The 1,793-nt window shown below is 47.1% G+C and carries 2 protein-coding genes; both read right to left on the bottom strand.

Annotation, left to right across the window (positions count from 1 at the left end; translation table 11 throughout):
• Nucleotides 1–256: 256 nt before the first annotated feature.
• Entirely contained in the window at nucleotides 257–1,573 is a 1,317-nt protein-coding gene (locus ACTHUT_RS19580) for an MFS transporter (RefSeq protein WP_250600107.1), read from the bottom strand.
• Nucleotides 1,570–1,758 carry a cbb3-type cytochrome oxidase assembly protein CcoS gene (gene ccoS, locus ACTHUT_RS19575; protein WP_003681462.1) on the bottom strand — a complete coding sequence of 63 codons (189 nt, stop codon included), beginning with the start codon at nucleotides 1,756–1,758 and terminating at the stop codon, nucleotides 1,570–1,572. The genes ACTHUT_RS19580 and ccoS overlap by 4 nt, the downstream gene beginning before the upstream one ends.
• Between the last annotated feature and the right edge of the window lie 35 nt (nucleotides 1,759–1,793).

Genomic DNA, 1,793 nt, shown 5'->3' with positions numbered 1-1,793 from the left:
GCCTTTAATAAACTGCCTAAAAATTAATTAAATATATTTTTACTTTGAAATATCAACTATTAAGCTGACTTATTCACAGCCTTTGCACACGCTTGTTTGGGGAAAATGTGCATTTTGTTTGGCGGTAAAGTGGTGCTCAAAATTTAGGCAGTTGTGTTTTTTAATTTTAAATCAGACAGTAATCTGATTTATGCACAAGCTGTCCACGCGATTGAACAGTGAAAATGTGCATGGTGGGGATACATTTCAGACGGCCTTATTTGCTGATTTTCAACAAAGCGGTCAAATCCCCGATAAATTTTGGTTCCCGTTTGATGAGGTAAACAATCAACGGAAGATTACCCACGGCAACAATCAAATACAGCAGCGTAATGCTGTCGAACAATATCAGCAAAACCGCGCTCAAAATGGCAGCCGATACCATAAACACGCCGTTGATGATGTTGTTGGCGGCGACGGCGTGGGCGCGGAAGGTTTCGCTGCTGGCGGTTTGCAGCCAAGTGTAGAGCGGTACGGAGAAGAAGCCGCCGAAAAAGCCGATAGCCGACATCACCAGCATAATCGGATACGCTTGGACTTGTGATAAAAACCAAATAATGCCGTTTAATTCGGTAAAGCGTTGGCCGTGGGTCAGCCACACCAGCAATAATCCACAGACGGTCAGACCCAGAGTGCCGATGGTAACCAAGCCCAAAATCAGGCGCTCATGGCTGAGTTTGGCGCATAACACCGAGCCGATGGCAATGCCGATGGAGAACAGCGCCAACATCAGGTTGAACACATTATCGTTGCCGCCCAAATGGATTTGCGTGAACGTCGGCAGTTGGGTGGTATAAACCGAGCCGATAAACCAAAACCATGAAATACCGATGATGGACGTGAATACGGGACGATCGGCCGCCGCTTCACGAATCAGTGAATTCGTGCCTTTGATGATGTTCCATTCGATTTTTGTGTCCGGCATTTTAGCGGGTACAGACGGCATAAACAGGCTGGTCATCGTGCCGCCGACGGCAACCAATAATACCAAACCGCCAACAATATACGGCGGAACGCCTGCGACTGCCGTGCCCAAAAGTTGGCCAAGCAAAATGGCGATAAACGTACCCGATTCAATCAGGCTGTTGCCCATAATCAGTTCTTTGTCGTTGAGGTAATCGGGCAAAATCGCGTATTTCAGCGGACCGAACAAGGTCGATTGCGTGCCCATGCAAAACAGGCAGATTAAAAGCAAAGGTGCGGATTGGATGTAGAAGCCATACGCCGCCACTGCCATGATGATGATTTCCAACAGCTTGATCCAACGCGCCAAAACGGCTTTATCGAATTTGTTGCTCAGCTGCCCAGAGAGCGCGGAAAACAGGAAGTAGGGCAGGATAAACAGCATTGCGCCCAAGTTTAGCATTTGGCTGGGCGGCAGCAAGTTGTTTTTGCCCAAACCGTAAAAACTGATCATCACGAATAATGCGGTTTTAAACATATTATCGTTAAACGCGCCCAAAAACTGCGTCCCAAAGAGCGGCGCAAAACGGCGGGTCGTGTGGAAATTCAGATTATCTTTTTTAAGGCTCATTGTTTGGATTCTTTGTCTTCGTCTTTTTCGATCAGTTTTTCAGTGGAGTCGTCGTCCATCAAAATGCGGTGCGCAGGGCCTTCAAGGTCGTCGAACTGTCCGTTTTTACCCGACCACCAGAAAAACCAGCCGATGATAAAGGCCAAAATAATGCTGATGGGGACAAGGATAAACATACTTTCCATTACATCGCTCCGGTCAAATCGGTCAGGATAAAGGT

The organism is Neisseria sp. P0022.S010, from assembly GCF_051956635.1.
Note: the sequence above shows the minus strand (reverse complement) of the source record. Positions and strands in the feature narration are given on the sequence as shown.